Source organism: Bacillus sp. JCM 19034 (genome assembly GCF_001310635.1).
GTDB lineage: Bacteria > Bacillota > Bacilli > Bacillales > Bacillaceae_D > Halalkalibacter.
This window is the reverse complement of record NZ_BAXR01000033.1, coordinates 1-17,693: the sequence shown is the minus strand read 5'-3', so window position 1 is coordinate 17,693 and position 17,693 is coordinate 1. Positions and strand designations below refer to the sequence as shown.

Sequence of the window (17,693 nt, the reverse complement as noted above, 5' to 3'; positions counted from 1 at the left end):
TCGGGTCTCGATAAACTTGTAATTTCCTGGACGTAAATTCTCAACCACAATGCGACCATTTTTATCGGTTTCAAGTGCTTCTTCAAGGACATTTCCTTCTGCATCCTCAAGACGGAAAATCGCACCTTCTAGCAGCGTTTCAGTATCAACATCAATTTTTACAAGCTCTACCGAACCTGAAATGAGTTGATTCTCTTTCCTAACCTCAACCGCCGTCTTCTGTGAGTGCTCAATTTCAAACGAAAGCGGCGTTTCATCTAATACGTAATGCTCTGGTGCTCTCACTTCCATAAACTGATAGTGACCTGGGCGTAGGTTATCAACCACAATGCGGCCAGACTCACCTGTCATCACGTTTTCCTTAACGATTTCGCCATTTTCATCAACAATATTGAATACAGCTCCCGCTAACGGTTCACCTGTAACATCATCGACTTTTGTTAGCTCAACTGCTCCCGGAATCAAACTGTTTTCAAACGTTAATTCGGCTCTTTCTGATTGAGAACGTTCTATTTCTAACTGTACTGGCTTTTTGTTTAACTGGTAATCTTCTGGTGCCTCTACTTCAATAAAGCGGTACTCACCTGGGAGTAGATCGCTAACGACGATACGACCTTCTTCATCGCTTATAAGCCCTTCTTGTACTAGCTCTCCATCAATGGTTTCTAAATCAAAGACTGCCCCACGTAACGGCTCGCCTGTGACATCATCAACCTTTTGCAATTGGACTGAACCTCGTATTAATCGATTTTCAGCAGTAAGTTCAAGACGATTTTCTTGTGAGTGGACGATTTCAAACGGATATGGCTCTGAATCTAATTCATAATCTTCAGGAGCTTCAATCTCTACAAATTGATAGTGACCCGGACGTAAATCCTCGACTACAATCTGCCCGTCCTCATTTGTTGTTAACGATTCTTCAATGATTTCACCTGATGAATCAAGTAATTGAAAAATGGCTCCCTCTAAAACTTGCCCACTTGAATCATCAACTTTTTCTAATAAAACCGAACCCGTCTTCATCTCATTGTCAACCTTAAGAGTTACACGTTCTAGCTGATTGTCTTTTATTTCGAAATCTTCCACTGCTAGCTGATCATCTGCATAACCTTCAGGTGCTTTTATTTCAACAAACTCGTATTCACCTGGTTCTAGATACGTCACGATAATTAAGCCATTTTCATCCGTTTCATATGTGCCAACGACCGATTGATCAGCTCGACGTAGTTCAAATTGTGCTCCTGCTAGAGGACGATCATCAAAGCGATCAACCTTCAAAAGCTCAACCTCATTAACAAGCTTCTCGTTCACAAACGTCACAACATTTACCGGTTCGTTTACCGTCACAGATTCTGACTCATAACGAAGCAAATACCCATCCGGTGCCTCTAATTCCTTCACAACATAGTTTCCGTATAGAATGTTTTTAAACGTGAGCTCCCCATTTTCATCCGTTTCCCCTGTACGAATCAAAATCGCTTCTGTCTCATCATAAAGGGCAAATGTCGCACCTTCTAATAACAAACCATCTGCATCGGTCTTCTTAATTGTCAATTGTCCTGTTTCACCTGAACCTGTACCTATACCTTCTGTAATCCGGACTTGAACCCGTTCTGATGTGTCGGTATCTGTCGGGATATTTTCAGATCCTGTTAGCTTAGCGTTGTTTGCTACATATTCGCCATTTCCTGCCATAATAAATGTTTGATATCGCAGGACAAAAGCACGATCAATTGAATCATTAAAACTCACCGTAAAGTACTCTACATCGTCATCATTGATAAGAAACTCTAGCTGATAATCGACTCCTTCAACTAACGGCTCATCTTCATTAATTGTCAGGTGGCCATTCTCTGCCACATTCGTTGGGTACAGAACAAAGCTATCTTGCATAATAACTTGGTTCGGAGTAGGGACATCAGTTAAAACAACATTCGATAACGTTGATTGCCCCGAGTTTATTTCAATTTCCCAGTTAACAACACGACCATCTTGTTGACCCCGCTTCTTCGTATACGTTCCACCATCATGGACACTGACCGAAGCATCTAACTCCGCAAGCTTGTCAGTCCCATCAAACAAATAGGCTGTATTTTTATATGTTTGCTCTATTAATTGATCTTCCAAAGTCGTCTTATATTCAATAATGTATGCACTGTTAATCGAACCTAGGTCTATTGAAAATCCGGGATTCTCTTCTGAATCTGTTACAAGCTCAATGCTGTATTCATCTTGAGAGAGAGGCGTTTCTCCACGATCAAACTGATTTTGTCCTCCCTGCATACGACCAGGATACACTTTAATAGAGTCCTCAACTAAAGCTTGATTTCCTAAAATGTAATCAATCACTTTGGCATTTTCAATTTCTCGTAAATTATAATTCACACCAATCGTCCACGTGATTTCTTTCGTTATCGCATTATATGATCCACCTTTAAAACCATTTGTCTGTGTAAAGTGATCTGGTTCAAATCGAAATGATCCATCCGTCTCGTTCTTTTCGTTATTTTCATCCTTCCATTCTAAATGAACATCGTTGAGGAAGTAATTTTTATCTTTATCCTTTCTTTTTTCATAATCAAACTTTGTCGTATAGCGTATAACAATTTTCTCATTTATAGTATCTTTAAATCGAATTTGAAAACCATCTTCACCGTAAATGACTTCATAGTAAGACTCATCTAGATCATCGATCGTTAGTGAGCCATCAATCATCGTTAAACCCTTATTCGAAAACGTATCTGTTAAAATAAGTGAATTCATCTCATATCCATCTTCATTAACAACGATATACCAATCAACGGTCTTGTTCTTATAGTCTACATTTTCATGCCATTTGCCTAATATATGCTGCCAAATTTCTCTATCTACTGTTTTGCTATCGTCGTTAAATTCAACTGTATTTGATATATGTTCATAATCAAAGACACGATCAATTGACTGCGTTTGATACGTCACTTTATATGCACGATCGATTCCTTGATTAAATTGCAGTTCAAAGCCATTTGCACCTTCTCTTGAGGTTGTTATAAACTGGTAAGCACTTTCCGAAACCTCAGATAATGAACTCTCGTGTCCATTCTCATCAATTTCAACCTCATACACGTTCAAACTACCGTCGACAAATTTATGAGTGTTACTAAACCAATCGCTTACAACTGATTGTTCTTTTGATAAGGAGCGTTCATTATAATTTAGCTTAATTTCCCACGTAATCGTCTGGGTTGTTCCGTCATAATCTACCGCTCTCTTTTCCAATGGCTGGCCACGACCAGTCCATACCCACGCTTCCGCTGGTAAATCGTTTATCTCATTTCCTTTAAGGGTTGCTTTATTACCAAAGTTTTGTTGGTCATCGTCCGTGATGATTGTTTCAAATTCCAACCGATAAGCTGAATCAATTGGTTCGTTAAATATTAGGTCAAATCCGGTTTCATCGCCGCTTATCTCGTATCGCCCAGGATGAACTTCATTGCCGACAGTAACGTTTCCACCTAAATCAATTTGCAGCTCGTACAGTCGAATGGAATCTATATCAACGATTTGCCCTGCTTGAATCGGATCGCTCAAGACAGCATTTGAAATCGTATCAAGGCTTTTATTAAAATCTACTTGCCACTGAATGGTTTCTGCGTTATACGTGCGATTTGGCACACCACGCTTGTCAATGGTTGTCTTAATATTGGATTCAAAAGAGATAGGAATTCTGACGACATCGTTATCTACGATGTCAATAACGATCGTTTGGTCTAAATCTCCTGATAAGTCTTCTCTAATCATCGTTCGGAATTCTAACGTTCCCTTCACATTAAAGCGGCCTTCAATATTTTCATTAAAAATCATTGTCACATTTCTATTTTTATCTAACTGATACGTTCCAAAGCTTAGCCCGCTACTATCTTGAAGCTCGCCACTTACTTCATTGTACACTTGAAACACATCCGGTAGCTGAAACTCAAAACTAGCCCCCGCCGTATAACCATGATTACCCGACGGCTTATCACGGAGCTCCCACGTGTACTGCAGTGCCAAGTCTAATACCTTTTCAGATGGATGCGGCATTGGCTGAGGCACATCAACCAGTTGCCCGTTCTCATTGATTAGAAACAATTGAGCAGATGTAATGATATTCTCCTCAATTAATACGCTTCCTAGCTCAGCTGTTTCCAGTTCTAATGAATCCTCGTCCAATTCTTCCTCAGCCTCATCCATTATTTCCTCTTCAATTTCCTCTACTTGTTCCTTTTCTTCCGTTTCAGCTTCTGATTCTATCTCTAGTTCTTCTTGCTTTTCTTCTCGTTCACTTTCTTTCTCTTCTTGCTTTTCTTCTCGTTCACTTTCTTTCTCTTCCTGCTCTGCTTCCCGTTCTTTTTCTAGCTCGTCCTTCTTAGCTTCTCGTTCACTTTCGCTTTCTTCCGTCTCGTTTATCGGTTTCGGCTCTTTTTCATCAGTCTCATCTAGTTGATCTGGTTCTTTTTCCTCATGCTCTTTTTCTAGGTCCTCTTCTTCAAGAGCTTCCTCTTTATCTACCTCATTGTTGGTTGTAAATGCCTCTAGCTCTTCCGGCTCATCTTGAGGAATGTTACCCCCTTCTGCGATGGCGATACTAGCATGTTGAAACGCACTAAACACTAACAGAAACGACAGCATTAGTAATGAAAGCTTTTTTTTCACCATTCCTTCACGTTTCCTCCTCAATCCTATTAGTCGTCAGATTGGGAAAAATATATCTTTTCCACTATCCTCCTTTTCCATTTGTATTTGCTTGCTAGCTAATAAATTACTAATATTTTTCTAGATTTTTATCGGTTTTACGATTTATCCCATAAAAAAGAGGCGATTGAATAGAATTTCATCTATTCAATCGCCTCTTTATACTAATTACGTACATACTATGAACTATCTAGCAGCTACATTGTATTCTTCCAAGCATAATAAAAAACCATCGAAGGGATTTATCCGTTCCTACAATGGTTTATGGCTTAGTAAACGTAACTATTCATTCACTAGATGATAATAGAAATTTGTTAACTCATATGATGGTTCCATACCTAAGTCCTGTTGAATCCGCTCAACAAATTCAATATATAATGAATGTGCTTCACTTTTCTGTCCAATGTGAATAAGCTGATCAAGCATTTCTTTTAATAATTTCTCTGAATATGGGTCATCCTTAAACAGTAGTGATAAGCATTTCAACGACTTCTCATACTGTCCTTTTTGGCTATACTTCACTTTCATTGTCTTTAAGAATGAGACCATCTTATAGTGATATGTAAAAGCTTCATCCCTAGCCCATGAATAATCATTACGCTCTAAATATTTCCCTTTATATAGGGTTATCATTCGCATAAATTGTTCATCTGTAAACGTATCAAGATTTTGTTCAAAGTTCTTCATTAATTCCAGCCATTCATCGACATCAATTTGCACGTTCTGAAGTGATAGCAAATAACATTTATCAGAGAATAAAATTGCTTGATCGAACCCTAACGTTCTCAGAAGCTTTCGTAAGTGATAAATACACGTATGCAAATGAATTTTTGACTTTTTATAATCATCATTTGGCCATAGAGCCTCAATAATCAGATCTCGATCAATGTACTGCTTATGATGCGTTAACAAAAAGGCAAATAACTCCTTCACTTTAGAAGTCTTCCAACTTACGAGATCCTGGTTATGATAAACCATCAGTTCTAAAAAACAGCCTATACTAACTGTTCCTGATTCACGTACCTCATCTTCTGAATGAAAGAGAGTAACGGTTTCTAATAAACGCTTCGTCGTCTTCTCTAACCGCTGATTTGAAACAGGCTTAAGCAAATAATCAACAGCATGCAGTTCAAAAGCACGAACAGCATACTCCTCATACGCTGTCACGAAAACGACTTGTAGCTTTTCCTTTTTCGAAAGTAGAAATTCCGCTAAATCAATGCCGTTTATCCCCTTCATGTTAATATCAATAAATGCGACATCAAAATCAACGACATCCACCTTTTCTTGCAAATCCACCCCAGACACATATGTTCCGACAATGCTGTATTCCTTCATTCCTTCTAACTTACTCTGAAGTAACTGAATCGCCAATGGTTCATCATCAATTATTATAGCACGTATCATCGCATTCACCATTCATACAGAAATTTACATACTCTCTTTATCGTAACATTTTTTTATAACTAGGTATAGCCAAAATCCATATTATTTGTTTTTTTCCATATTATTAGACAATACATTAATGAATGTAAATATTTTTGACAAAGGTACCGTAGAGTTTATTCTAGAGAAGCTTATTATTGGAATGGATTAAACAAACACGTTAAACTTAGTTCTACTCATACCACCACTCATCATCGTACTCTTCATCATAGAACCAATCGTAATCCTCGGCGTCGTACCAATCATCATAGTCCCAATCATATTCTTCGTCGTCATCCCAGTCATAATCAGCGTCATACCAATCAAAATCTTCTTCATCATACCAATCTTCGTATTCATCATACCAATCATCAAACTCGTCATCATACCAGTAGTCATAGTACTCTTCCCAGTATTCATCGTACCATTCCCAGAAATCGTATTCCCAATACTCGTAATACACATCTTCGTCCGAGTAACTGCCATCGTCGAAATACCAACCATCCTCAAGCTCCCATAAATAATCAAAATAAAAGAGATCATCAGTATAGTAGAATTGTGCATAAATGTCTTCCTCTGACATCGGTTGCTCGATCCATGTTTCGATCATAGAGTGAACTGTATAAATCGGTATACTGAAGCCAATGGTTGTATTTCTTGTATCTTGTACCGAATTAATCGCGATCACTTTTTCTGTCTTTTGCGATACTAGCGGTCCACCGCTACTACCCGGTGCAATCGGTGCTGATATTTGATATAAGTTCGAATAAGAGTAATGGTCAATATAGAAGCTGCGATCGACGCCAGTAACATACCCCATTGTTGCTGTATTCTCAAGCCCAAGTGGACTTCCAAGCGCGATTACTTCTTCACCAACGAGTGACTTTTCGTCAACTTCTATGTTGGATGGACTACGTCCTACGAAATCATCTACGCGAATAATCGCTACGTCATTTTCATTTGAATAACCAATTACTTTGCCACGGTGCTTTGTTTCCTGTATCGTCGTTACAACGACATCCGTATTTCCTTCTACCACATGTGCATTCGTAACAACAATCCCTTCATCATTGTAGAGGAAGCCCGACCCTTGACTATATTCAGATTCTATCGTGTAAACGGTTTGCTGTGCATCGGCAATAATATCCGTCAGTTCACGAATCAGTTCTTCATCCTCGGGCTGTTCGATTTCTTGTGCTACTTGCTCCTTCTCCTCTGACGTCGACGCCGTCACTTGTTGATGTTCTTGAACTTTATATACGGATGCCTCATCCTTATCTAGAAACTTCATCGCATCAAACGCGAAAAATCCTATAGCTAGTAAACTAATAAGCACAACCAAAAAATAAGGGAAATACCCTCTTCTCTTTCCCCCACACTTACGGCAATATTTATCTCCTGCAGCCATCTGCATTCCGCACTTTGGACAATACATAGTCTCTCCGCTCCTTTTATGGGGTTCTTGGGGGTCTGACCCTAAACCACCAAACCACTGCCTCTATTATAGCACAGACCTACTTTTGGGGTCTGACCCTTCTACATATTGACGATAATTTTGAATAGGTGATTGGAAGAAATAGGAGAGAACTTTATCTGTTTTAATGTGGGGATCTTTACGTGAGGACATATAACCAGCATAGCTGCTCCAACGGTAATCTTCAGGCTGGGGTACCATCTTAGCGTCAACTGGGTTGAGGTGAATATACTTACTTACGGTTAAGAAATGAGAGACATCTTTAATCATATCTGCATAATAACGTCCTTGAAATAAGTGGCCACTCGTATCATAACGCTTGTTGAAGTAACTCGCATATAGGGAATGGGTTCTTTGAATAATCCTTTTCGTTGGGGTATTAATCGTTTCGAGAAGAAGGTGAAGGTGATTTGTCATTAAACAGTAGGCATGTAGGTGGAACGGACAATTAGAACGGGTTTGTTCAAGAAGGGATAAATACATTAAATAATCTTGAGAATCGTTAAAGATAGAAGATCGTCGATTTCCACGGCTCGTAATATGATAGGTCGCCCCTGGAAACCAAACTCGTGGCTTACGTGGCAAATAGTATTCCTCCTTGCTATGTGGGTCTTTGAAAAGGGGTCTGACCCCCTTTTGTATATACTTCTACACTTTTTCGTGTGATTCCTGCTATGAACAGTGCGTTACCCAATTGGGGGTCTGACCCCTAATTTTTTTGCAACGACGGTAGCTTGCACTCTATTTTTCACCTGGAGTTTACCAAAAATGTTTACAAGGTGATTTTTTACCGTACCTTCCGTCAATTTAAACGTAACGGCAATTTCTTTATTAGACTTCCCGCTACTAAGGTGACGCAAAATTTCGTGCTCTCTTTTGGTTAGTGTCTCAAGGAGATTAGGTGGCGTGTCAGTACCACGCTCCTCATGTGCCATTTTCTCCAGATTAATCCGCTCTACAGTTTGTTGCAATCGTTTTTGAGAAAGTGGTTTCACAATATAATCATAAGCATAAACATCATACGCAGCTAGGGCGTGTTCTTTGTGAGAGGTAATAAAAACGAGCGTAATATGACTATTCGTTTCTCTTAATCGTTTCGCAAAATCTAGGCCATTTTCCCAAGGCATACTAATATCGACAAAGGCTACGTTCACTTCATGGCTTTGTAAAAAGGAATATGCCGTTTTCGTATCGTGAAAACAGCCGACAACTTCAACGTAAGTGATTTTGCCAAGTAACCGTTTTATAATTAAGTGCATCGCTTTTTCGTCATCAATGATTACCACTTTCATATCTTAGCCCATCCTCTCCACAAAGCTGCTATTGGATAAGGGGATACTGAAGTAAAAGGTACTCCCTTCATTTGGGATGCTATCAAACCACATTTCCCCTCCGTTTATTTTGACAAAGTCCCTGCATAGCTTTAATCCTAAGCCAATTCCTTTTTCGCCAGCAGTACCTATTGAGGATTTTAAACTTCCTTCATCCCTCCACAATTTTTCTGCTAGCTCTTGATTTATTCCGATTCCTGTATCCTTAACTGATATGACTACTTGATCATCCATTACCTCCTCCTTAATTTGTATGACGCCTCCAGAATTAGTAAATTTAATCGCATTTGAGAGCAGGTTTCGAATAATTAAATCTACCATTTCCTTATCCGCATATATCATAATGTCACTGTTGATTTCTGAAACCAGCTTCACCTGTTTACGGTCACTTTGTATATCTAGCAACCTCATATTACTTTTTACAATTTCAGATAAATTCCATATAAATGGGTTGAAAACCATACCTCCCTTTTGGCTTCTTACCCAATCTAGTAGTCCTTCTACTAGCGTATATGTATTTTTTATTTGTTTCTCAATTTCCTGTGTGACCTCGTCCTGCTCCCTACCATCCATTTCGGCCTCCTCTTTTTGTATATCTGCTAAACTTACTAGCATGGATAGTGGATCACGAATATCATGGGCAATGACGGTAAACATTTTATCTTTAAATGCGTTTAATTCCTTTAACTGTTTCGATTTAAAAAGCAGGTTTTCTTCATACAAGACTGATTCTGTAATATCGCTTAGCATCAGCATTTTCCCAATCGGGTGCTGACCTTTATCTAAAACATCTGACACGTAAACTTGATAATAGCTAGGCCTGTTTTGTCTAATTATTTTGACTTTTTCTTTCACTTTTTGCCCCATCTTTGATCAGATTGATTAATTCTGGGTAAGGGGAAAATACGTCTGCCGCTGCTTGTCCTATCATTTTCTTACTATTTAAGCTGTTAACAATTTTCTTGGCAGACTCGTTATAACTTGAAATCCTATACTCTAAATCAAGGACAATAACAGCATCCTTCATTGATTCAAATACCTTTTGTAGTGCATGCGGGACTAATTCCAGCATGTTATAGCGGTAAATTCCCAATATAAAGCACGCACCTAAGAAAAGGAAGCCAAATGGGGTAATGTCAATAGGGACATTTAATACACCAGATACATAAATGAGGGACATCCCATACGGCCCAAACGATCCGATTATCATTAACATGACTTGCTTCTTTTTTTGCGTATTTACTTTGCGATACATTCGAATTAACATGGCCAATGTCATAAAAAAGAGGAGATAGTTAAATATAGCATGAATGATGTATAAAGGGCCTAATGTTGTAGAGACGAAAGTAAAGTCGTCTATTACATTTAGGGTGATGGTTTTATAGTATAAGTGATGCCAATCGTTTGTGTAGTGACTAATAAGTGTCATTACTGGAATGACCATCATTAAGAGGCGAACCCTATTCTTTAGGAACCACCTATGATTTGTGAAAAGTACGATCGTATAAAACCAAATAAGTGTTCCGAAAGAAATACCAATATATTGAATCTTCAACCAAAATTGTATTTGCTCTAAGGTCGTACTGATTAGCTCAAACGCATAGCCAAAAGAATAAAAGCAACAGGCACACATACCATAGAAAAAACAGAGAATTGCAGAGTTCCCTCTCTTTTTCCATGCTAAATATGAAATATACATGATGCAACCAGTTGTTACTAATAAAAGTGAAAACAAAAAATAGGGGTAATCCATATTATGTAACCTCCGACCTATTCAACTCCTATATTAATAATATGAATATCCTAGGACTTTGTAAACACTTAAATATAAAAAGGGGTCTGACCCCTTTACTATATTATTTTTGTAAATTGGGTCTGACCCTCTTGGATAAGGTGACGGCGACTGGTCTCTTTTTTTGACAATAAGGAAAGGGAGCCGAATAGAATACAGCTGTAATAGGTGATAAATCTCCACAAAAACAAACTTAAGACAAGGGGGGCGGGATCAAGGATAAGACCGAACAGCAGTGAAAAGCATAGCTCAGCTCCGCCACTTCCACCGGGGATCGGAATCAACGAGGAAAACATCATGATAAACGCGTGAAAGTCAATGATTTGAAATGGATTAAGCTGCGTAACCCCAACACCTTGCAATACAAAGTACGGAATGCTGAAAAACAACCATAATTGCACAGTTGTCAACGTACTGCATTGGAATAGCAATTTATAATCAAAGCTCAATCGCTTGCTCTCAAGATGAAAGGAATGCAGTTTTTGATCGACCGTAACTTTCAACGCTGCCGTCTTTTCCTTTTTTAGAAAAAGAGAAACTGGTTTTAACAGTGTATGAACAATAGAGGATGCCACCCTCTTGCTTTTTCCTACTGTTATTAAAGCGACAACGACTATCGCATTGAGGGCAAAGCCAACTATGATCAGCACACTCAAATTAGGAATGGCTCCATTCAGTAAATAACGATATCCGAACAACAGGACAATAAAGGAATTAATTACGAGCATAGCCTGATAGATGATAAATTTAATTAGCAGGACAGAGCTTCCTGAGCCAATGTCCATTCCAATTTTGCTCAGCATATATAATTGTGCTGGTTGACCACCACTAGCAAACGGGGTAATCGTGTTAAAAAATTGGCCGGCCATCGTAATCTTGAATGATTGCCATACATTTTGCCGACCATTTACTTCCTTTGATATCCGATGAAGAACGAATGCTTCAAGTAGCCAATATAAAAACATTGCACCCATTCCACCGAAAAGCCAAAATACATTAGCACTTTTTAGCCCAATCCAGACGGTAGCGATATCTACCTTCCTAAAATGGTAAGCAATAAAACCAAAACTAATAGTAAATACTAGAATAATTTGAAACAGTCTACTTTTCATCGTTCCTTATTTCCTACTGATTTCATGATAAAAATCCTTCCATATTCCCCAGAGGCGCTCCTCGGAATAATTGGCTGCTCCTTTGGCAGCTTTCTCCTTTGCTTCTTCATAAAAGCTCGGTTCACTTTTTAGCCTCTGAATGGTTGAAGTAAATTCTTCAATCGTACCTCCTTTATTGTAGAAGCCGTCCAGTATAGCTGTGTATAATTCCAAATCCCTGATAAGAATCGGAAGACCGCTACTCATCGCCTCAAGAATGGTCATCGGAAAAAGCTCGTTGTAGGACGGCAAAAATAGCATGTCCGACAAATTATAGTAGTCTTTCATTTCTGAACGATCAAGAATCCCGGTAAATCGGACGTTTTCCGGTGGATTGTCATATATTTTTTTAACTCTTTGTACCCCGCGGTCATTGTTCCGAAAGAAAATCCGCCAGCCCAAATAAACTGGATATCCGGTAATTGCTTAGCAACTTCGACAAAATCCAGTACACCTTTTCGGTACTGTACTTGACCAGCCCCTATAACGACAAAGGACTTTTCAGAGATTCCATATGTTCTTCGCTTTTCCAGCTTTTCCACTTCTCCGACGGGATGGAACGCTTTTTTTGAAACAAAATTGGGGATGAACACTATTTTTCTTTTATCGATTCCATGTACTTCTAATTTATGTATGAATGTCGGATTAACGACAACAAGCCAATCCATCCGCTTATAAAAGGCGATTAAATAACGATTGAAAATTGATTTTATTCCTGGAGGAAGCTTCAAGCTATCCTCCAACGTTTCTGGAAGGAAGTGGACATACCCTACTTTCGTTCCTCGTTTTTTATAAGCAAACGTAGACAGGAAAAACGGGAAGTCAACGGTATGATAGTGTGTAACATCCGCTGAGTCATTTTTATTTATAGTTAACTGATAAATGCTTTTATCATTATCATTAAGTAAGTTGACGAGTTCCCTAAATGCGGAGGCGACCCCTTGACCTTTTACTTTTTCTGCTGATGACATCATATTAAGTTTTAGCACTTTATGCCCCGCCTCCTTTCAATAAATAAGAGCGTGTTTTGGCTTCTATAGTTCGTATGATTTTGCTTTTTTGTGTGATGGTTTTGCCGTTACAAGTTCACGGTACACATTAAGGACGTGATTGCCAAAGTTAGCAACAGATAAACTTTGACTTTTTTCAAATGCGGCAACAGCGATTCTTTTTAAGTGAACTTCATCAGATAAAGCGTTGATGACCACATTGGCCAATTCATTCTCCGTCTGATAAACAAAACCTGTTTTACCGTCAATGAGTATAGATTCAATGCTTGAATCCGCTATTGCCACCACTGGGGTTTTCGAAGCGATTGCTTCAGAAAGAGTCAACCCTTGCGTTTCGGATGTGGAAGCACTGATAAACAAGTCGCCCATTTGGTAATATTTATTTACTTCCTGCCACGGGATGGCTCCAGTAAAAATAACGGAAGCTTCAATTTGAAGGGCGGATGCCAATTCAGTCAATTTCTTTCTCATCGGTCCGTCACCGACGATAACGAGCTTAGCAGCCGGTTGCTGTTTTAGAATAGCTGGCATAGCTCGCAGGATTGCCTCGACATTTTTTCCTGAGATAGGCGACCAACGGATAATAAAACCGATCCACCTGTAATTCCTAATTGTCTCTTTAATTGGTCAATCTCATGGATCGTTTGTTTTTGCGGTTCAAATTGTTGAAAGTCTGTTCCAGTCGGTATGATTTCGATCTCACTGCTCACGCCATACTCCTCCAAGACCGTTTTTACTTTCTTAGACGGGACGATCGTTTTATCCATACGATTGCAATAAAGTCTGCTTACTTTTCTTACCATGGACGGCGTCACAAATTTCCCGTTTCCAATATAGTGCAGGTAATCCTCATACATTGTATGGTACGTGTGTACGATCGGTAAGTGATTCTTTTTCGCAGCAAAGATTCCCATCATTCCTAAAGAAAACTCCGTATGTGTATGAACGACATCAAGTTCGAGCCGATTTACAAGTCGTGACAATTTTATAAGACCAGAATAAGCGAGGCGTCTTTCTGGAAAAAAAATGAACGGTAAGCTTGGAAAACGAAATACTTTTCCCTTTTCCTCCACTAGGTCTGCGTTAGGGTCTGTAGAAGTAAAAATGTATACTTTATGTCCTCTTTTGATCAATTCCTTTTCTAATAGATTAATAGATGTTACGACACCGTTAATTTGTGGGTAATAAGTATCTGTAAATATTCCAATGTTCATAACTTTCCCTCCTTCTCCCCAGGTAATGATTGTTCTTTGTTAAGTTAAACGAATATATTCTTATTATCGCTTTATTTGGAAATATTTTCATAGGGCCTAGGACGTATCTTTTTGAGCTATTTTACCTAAATTTTTCCACTACGTATTCAACCCATTATTCTTACTTAACTCTGCACAGGTACATGTAACAGCTTCCTCTATCGTTGTTTCTAACTCACTGTTTTCACCTACACTCCGCCGTATTTCCAATTTCTAAATATATTACCGTTTAGGATATTACCTGTTGTCAAAGTAATTCTATGCAAATGCTGTTTTCAACATACATAGTAGCAGTTGCCGAACGATCTACTTCTTATTGTAATATGTAATTATTTCTATTTTCTTAATCCAATCTTAAGAGTTTCTTAATTTTTACATTTTTTAAGGGTCTGACCCCTTTCCTAATAGAAAAGACGCCAAAAGCTACTATGAGCTTTTGGCGTCAGTGTGTTTGTTATGACATGATTTGTTTTCTTCTTTTTTGTATAAGAAGTGTGATGATACCGATTAGGAGTAGTATAGCTCCTACGATCATCCAGTTAAATACGTTCGTAGCCGTATCTGGTAATCCTTTTTCATCACTTTCTGACTTTTCCTTTAATGCTTCTCTTGCTTCCACTAGTTCTAGTACTGCCTCGTCGACTTCAGACTGAGTTGCTTTCGGATTATCAAGGACTTCCTTCGCTCGCTCTAGTGCGTCTTGATGACCTTTCCAGCTAGGTTGGTCATAATCCTTTTCATTTAAACGTTTAGACGCATCGTACTCATCCTCTAATCGTTGCTTATCAACTGTTAACGCGTCTTTTGCTGCTTCTAACGCTTCTTTCGCTTTTGCAATGTCTGATTGTGTTGCATTTGGATCATTAAGAACCGCTTCTGCTTGTTTCAATGCTTTCTGATAATTAGCCCAGCTTGCTGCACTGTAGTCTGAAGCGTTTAGCTTGTCCGCTTCGTCTACTAGCTTCTTCAATGGTTTCTTATCAACCGTTAAACCATTGTACGTTTCAAGTAACTTCGCATACGCAGCGTTCACTTCTTCCTGAGTTGCATTTGGATTATCAAGTACTTCTTTTGCTGCCTTTAATGCTGCTTGGTACGCTTTCCAGCTTGAGCCGCTGTACTCACCTTCCTTAAGCTTATCGGCATCTTTCACTCGTTCTTCTAAAGCTTCCTTCGTAACAGTTAAGTTCGTGTAAGCTTCCACTAATGAATCAAGTGCTGCATCCACTTCAGCTTGAGTTGCTTCTGGATTAGCTAAAACTTCTTCTGCCTTTTCCAATGCTTTTTGATAAGCGTTCCAGCTTTCCTCACTATAGTGAGTAGCTACTAATCGCTCAGCAAATGCTACTTCTTGTTCTAGCGGTTGTTTATTCACCGTTAACCCAAGATATGCTTCTACTAATGTCGCATACGCACCATTCACTTCATCCTGTGTCGCATTTGGATTAGACAAAATGTCTTCAGCTTTTTCTAACGCTTCTTCATAAGCTTTCCAGCTGTCTTGACTGTAATCGGTAGATGTTAACGATTCGGCCTCATTCACACGCTCTTGAAGTCCTGCTTTGTCAACCGTTAAACGGTTATAAGCTTCGATGAGCTTCGCTAATTCGTTATCCACTTCCGTTTGAGTTGCCTCTGGATCAGCTAAAACGCTTCTGCCTTTTCCAGAGCCTCTTGATAGTCAACCCAGCTATCTTGACTGTAGTGCGATCCTACTAAACGATCAGCCTCGTCTACTTTAGCTTGTAATGCAGACTTGTCTACTGTTAAGTTTTCGCGTGCTTCTTTTAAAACTTTTTGAGCATCGTCAATCTCTTGTTGTGTTGCTTCTGGATTAGCAAAGACAGACTGTGCATATGTTAATGCCGTTTGATAAGCTTCCCAGCTGTCTGTTGAGTAGTTCTCTTCATCCAGATTTTCACGTAATTCAATTTCCTCTTGTAGTGCTGATTTATCAACTGTGTCGATTGTAAGCTCCCCAGACATAATTGGAGACGTTTTACCGTTAAGCTCAGCAGTGACCGTAATGGTATATGTGCCGTTCTCTAAAGGTTCGTCTGGTGTAAATGACCAATTTCCTTCTTCATCGGCAGTAACCGTTCCTGTCACTTTATTGCCTTCACTGTCTGTTAACTCGATTGTTACCAATGAGCCTGGTGTCGCTGTCCCAGTAATCGTCGGTGTTGCTGTATCAATCGGTTCTGTTGGTTCTTCCACCGTTACTTCTGGTTCTGGCTCTGGGACTGGGGCTACGTCAATTTCGATGACTCCACTTACTAGCTCTGATTTTTCCCCATCTTTTTCTGCTGTCACTGAAATCGTATATGTGCCATTCTCTAAAGGTTCTTTTGGTGTATATGACCAATTTCCTTCTTCATCGGCAGTAACCGTTCCTGTCACCTTATTGCCTTCACTGTCTGTTAATTCGATTGTTACCAATGAGCCTGGTGTCGCTGTTCCAGTGAACGTTGGCGTTGCTTCTTCAATCGGTTCTGTTGGTTCTTCCACCGTTACTTCTGGTTTTGGCTCTGGGATCACTTCGATTTCAATGCTTCCAGTTACTGGCTCAGATGTTTTGCCATCTTTCTCTGCTGTGACTGTAATTTCATATGTGCCGTTTTCTAACGGTTCGTCTGGCGTGTATGTCCAGTTCCCGTCTTCATCCGCTGTTGCCGTTCCCGTTACTTTGTTGCCTTCTTCGTCTTCTAGCTCAATTGTTACCTCTGAGCCTGGTGTTGCTGTTCCAGTAATCGTCGGTTTATTTACATTGACACTTTCTTTAGGCTCTGTAATTTCAACTTTTAACGTTAAGCCGTCTAATGATTCTTTTAACTTACTTAATGCTTCATCAACTTCCTTTTGCGTTGCTTCTTCGTTGTCCAATACTTCTCTTGCTTTGGCCAACGCTTCCTCAAGTTCTTTCCAGCTTTTCTCTGTGTAATCTGTTACAACAAGATCTTCCGTTTCTTCTACCTTTTCTTGCAACGCCGTTTTGTCGACGAACAAATGATTCGTTGCTTCTTCTTCGAAGCTTTTTACCGGCTCTCCATTTGTTCCTTCTAGTTCGCCTTCTTCGTCAACATACCTTACTGTGACACTGTCTCCTGCTTCGATGTTTGTTCCCAAAGTTAACGTTAATTTGTCTCCGTCGATGTCAAAGTTAGTAACTTCTACTTCTTCTCCATCCACTTCAATAGTGAATCCTTCTAATTCTTCTAGTGCGATCGGTCTATCAAATGTTACCTCAATCTTATTCGGCTCGTTAACCTCTACAGTCTGTACCTCTGGTACCCATTTTTTCAGACCTTCATACGCTGCTTCTAATTTCGCTAACGCTTCATCGACTTCCTTTTGCGTTGCTTCTTCGTTGTCCAATACTTCTCTTGCTTTGGTCAACGCTTCCTCTAGCTCTTCCCAGCTTTCTTCTGTGTAATCTGGCTCAGCAAGATTCTCTGCATCGATATCTTCTACCTTTTCTTGCAACACCGTTTTGTCGACGACTACTACATATACCACCGGCTCCGACGGCTCCGATTCCGCGTAT

Annotated in this window: 12 protein-coding genes and 1 pseudogene; all 13 read right to left on the bottom strand. The window is 39.4% G+C overall.

The window, feature by feature from the left end; genetic code table 11:
• Positions 1–4,677 (bottom strand): SpaA isopeptide-forming pilin-related protein (locus JCM19034_RS20110; protein ID WP_062052566.1); only part of this gene is annotated, 4,677 nt, incomplete at its 3' end.
• A 318-nt stretch (positions 4,678–4,995) separates the two neighbouring features.
• Positions 4,996–6,120: a response regulator gene (locus JCM19034_RS20105; RefSeq protein ID WP_197276466.1), complete on the bottom strand. Its 1,125-nt coding sequence runs from the start codon at positions 6,118–6,120 to the stop codon at positions 4,996–4,998.
• Positions 6,121–6,331: 211 nt separating this feature from the next.
• Positions 6,332–7,573: a trypsin-like peptidase domain-containing protein gene (locus JCM19034_RS20100; protein WP_082394292.1), complete on the bottom strand. Its 1,242-nt coding sequence runs from the start codon at positions 7,571–7,573 to the stop codon at positions 6,332–6,334.
• A gap of 66 nt (positions 7,574–7,639) precedes the next feature.
• Positions 7,640–8,197: a transposase gene (locus JCM19034_RS20095; protein ID WP_062052564.1), complete on the bottom strand. Its 558-nt coding sequence runs from the start codon at positions 8,195–8,197 to the stop codon at positions 7,640–7,642.
• Positions 8,198–8,298: 101 nt separating this feature from the next.
• Positions 8,299–8,904 carry a response regulator transcription factor gene (locus JCM19034_RS20090; RefSeq protein ID WP_062052563.1) on the bottom strand — a complete coding sequence of 202 codons (606 nt, stop codon included), beginning with the start codon at positions 8,902–8,904 and terminating at the stop codon, positions 8,299–8,301.
• Positions 8,905–8,907: 3 nt separating this feature from the next.
• A complete protein-coding gene (locus JCM19034_RS20085) occupies positions 8,908–9,798 on the bottom strand; it encodes a sensor histidine kinase KdpD (protein ID WP_062052562.1) in 891 nt (296 codons plus the stop codon).
• On the bottom strand, positions 9,773–10,696 hold the full coding sequence (locus tag JCM19034_RS20080; protein WP_062052561.1) for a histidine kinase N-terminal 7TM domain-containing protein: 924 nt from the start codon (positions 10,694–10,696) through the stop codon (positions 9,773–9,775). The genes JCM19034_RS20085 and JCM19034_RS20080 overlap by 26 nt, the downstream gene beginning before the upstream one ends.
• Before the next feature lie 98 nt (positions 10,697–10,794).
• Positions 10,795–11,847 carry a lysylphosphatidylglycerol synthase transmembrane domain-containing protein gene (locus JCM19034_RS20075; RefSeq protein ID WP_062052560.1) on the bottom strand — a complete coding sequence of 351 codons (1,053 nt, stop codon included), beginning with the start codon at positions 11,845–11,847 and terminating at the stop codon, positions 10,795–10,797.
• Positions 11,848–11,853: 6 nt separating this feature from the next.
• Positions 11,854–12,875, bottom strand: a pseudogene (locus JCM19034_RS20070) (glycosyltransferase family 4 protein).
• A 45-nt stretch (positions 12,876–12,920) separates the two neighbouring features.
• The gene (locus JCM19034_RS20065; protein ID WP_231687071.1) at positions 12,921–13,436 is read right to left on the bottom strand and encodes a glycosyltransferase; all 516 of its coding nucleotides are present in this window, start codon (positions 13,434–13,436) and stop codon (positions 12,921–12,923) included.
• Complete coding sequence (locus tag JCM19034_RS20060) at positions 13,412–14,110, bottom strand: glycosyltransferase (RefSeq protein WP_062052558.1); 699 nt, start codon at positions 14,108–14,110, stop codon at positions 13,412–13,414. The genes JCM19034_RS20065 and JCM19034_RS20060 overlap by 25 nt, the downstream gene beginning before the upstream one ends.
• Before the next feature lie 493 nt (positions 14,111–14,603).
• Entirely contained in the window at positions 14,604–15,767 is a 1,164-nt protein-coding gene (locus JCM19034_RS20055) for an LPXTG cell wall anchor domain-containing protein (RefSeq protein WP_062052557.1), read from the bottom strand.
• A gap of 26 nt (positions 15,768–15,793) precedes the next feature.
• A partial coding sequence (locus JCM19034_RS20050) for an Ig-like domain-containing protein (protein ID WP_231687070.1) occupies positions 15,794–17,693 on the bottom strand: 1,900 nt, incomplete at its 5' end.